This window comes from Aminobacterium sp. UBA4908 (assembly GCF_002398115.1).
GTDB lineage: Bacteria > Synergistota > Synergistia > Synergistales > Aminobacteriaceae > Aminobacterium > Aminobacterium mobile.
This window is the reverse complement of sequence record NZ_DHCG01000010.1, coordinates 61,367-63,509: the sequence shown is the minus strand read 5'-3', so window position 1 is coordinate 63,509 and position 2,143 is coordinate 61,367. Positions and strand designations below refer to the sequence as shown.

Genomic DNA, 2,143 nt, shown 5'->3' with positions numbered 1-2,143 from the left:
GTGGGTCTTGGTATTATGGGACTTGCCGATGCTGCTATTATGCTGGGTATGCGTTATGGAAGCGAGAGTTTTAACTTGTACTGCACATCTCTGGGAGAAAGTTTAGCTGCCGCTGCATTATGCGCTACTGAAGAACTCGTATCGTCAGCCAACAAAACTCCCTTTGATGAAAGCCATTTAGTAGAAAAACTTTTTAAACTTTTTAAGGAGGAAACGGAAGGAGAAGATCTTTTCTCAGAGGAATGGTTCGCCCGTGTTGGCGAGGAAGATCTTTACGCCCTGATAGCCACCATGCGAGCAACGGAAACCATCCCTTACACACTGGTCAATGCTCTGGAAAGCGTGTTGACCCATGACTCTATGGGGAATGAAGAAGAGCGGATCCAGAAGGTGAAAAACCTTTTAAAAGCCCTGGCTTCAGGCAATATTCGAAATAGTCGTCGTTTAAGTATTGCTCCTACCGGTTCTATTTCCATGCTTGTAGATACAAGTTCGGGAATCGAACCTAACTTTGCATGGTCATGGACACGACGCATAATGAAGACTGATGGATCTGGCCATGAACTTCGGCAATTCTGCCATAAACTGCTAGATGAAGAACAACAGGAAGAACTGCAACAAACAGGAGCTCTTTCTAACCCTATTTATGTTACAGCCTACGATATTTCTACTGATGAGCATGTAGCGGTAACAGGTATTTTTGCTCGGTACATCGATAGTGGAATTAGTAAAACTGTGAACCTTCTCAACTCTGCCACCGTGGATGATGTAAAACGTGTGTACGCCATGTGCTATAAAATGGGTGCCAAGGGGATTACTATTTATAGAGATGGATCCCGTTCTGCCCAACCTATCGAAGTGAAGAAAAAAGAAGAGATAGAGAGAAAGGCAGAGGAAAAACCTCATACCAGTAAAGTAAAGAAGCGGCCGGGTCTTATTGTTTTTGGCAAAACTATAAAGCAGAAAACACCATGGGGAAGCATGTACGTTACCCTCAATTTTGATGGTTGCGAGCCTTTTGAGGTTTTTGCCACTATAGGTAAAAGTGGATCGGAGCTCAATGCTATGACAGAAGCTCTCTCTCGTGCCATATCCATCGGTTTGCGCAGCGGGGGCAAGCTGGAAGACTTTATTGCTACATTGAAAGGGCTATCGGGGAAGGAATACTGGGTATTTGATTACGATGATACCCACATTGCCAGATCTATTCCTGACGCTATAGCCATGTTGCTTGAGAAGCTTATTGAAAAAGAGGGGCACGTGGAGGAAAAACATGATTTACGCTGCCCTGAGTGTGGCAGCCCCATGGAAATGATTTCCGGATGCGCCTACTGTTTTAGCTGCGGCTACTCGCCATGCAAATAGGGGAGAGGGCCTATTCGCTGTCTGGAACAGTCTGATTACAGTATCTCTGGAGCTAAAAGACGTAGAGCCATGAGCTTTACCTTGATAAAAGAATGAGAATTGTTATTTTAGTTTGACAAGGTCAGCTTCTGTTGGTATATTTTGGTTTAACAAGGCTTCGCTTGCTCGGCCATGCGGATGGGATTTGCCTAGAAGTAAATCCTGTCCCGACAGGTCTGACCACGCGGAGCTTTTTTTGTGTCTATGTAACGTAACCGACCTTCTTCTGCTTGATTAATAAACCACTGATTGTTCGGCTTCTGAGTGCCATGCTGCTTTCTTCCGTAAACACTAGAAATCTCGTTAACTACATACCACCCTTCCTGCCTCTTATTAAGTCGCAAGGGCACCACAAGAGTTGCCCCATCGGGGTCTTTTAACTCCACCATAGCAACTAGGCTACCGGAGACCGTCGCCGAATCGAAAATCAAGAGAGGGGCAGCCAGCACCCTAGGGGTCTGTTTTAATGTTTCAACAGGGAAAGCAAGCCATTGCAACTACCATCCATAGCTATACAATTGGTTTCCATCCCTTATAGGAAGCATAAAAAGAGGCACTTCTCGGCGATGCGGCAAAAGGGGAATCGTGTTTCCATCCCTTATGGGAAGCATAAAAAGACCCCGCTACCCATGCCATTTTCCGGTGTTATTTGTGTTTCCATCCCTTATGGGAAGCATAAAAAGTCTCAGGTAGGAGGGGTGAGTGGGAATTGCAAGGCATGTTTCCATCCCTTATAGGA

Annotated in this window: 1 protein-coding gene and 1 pseudogene; one reads left to right on the top strand and one right to left on the bottom strand. The window is 45.4% G+C overall.

Translation table 11 applies throughout. The features are described from left to right. Positions 1–1,365 (top strand): annotated as a pseudogene (locus tag B4J50_RS08745) (ribonucleoside-diphosphate reductase); the annotation flags it as partial. A 188-nt stretch (positions 1,366–1,553) separates the two neighbouring features. On the opposite strand, the gene B4J50_RS09815 reads toward B4J50_RS08745, so the two are convergent. Beyond that, positions 1,554–1,901 carry a hypothetical protein gene (locus B4J50_RS09815; RefSeq protein WP_353889994.1) on the bottom strand — a complete coding sequence of 116 codons (348 nt, stop codon included), beginning with the start codon at positions 1,899–1,901 and terminating at the stop codon, positions 1,554–1,556. Positions 1,902–2,143 lie beyond the last annotated feature (242 nt).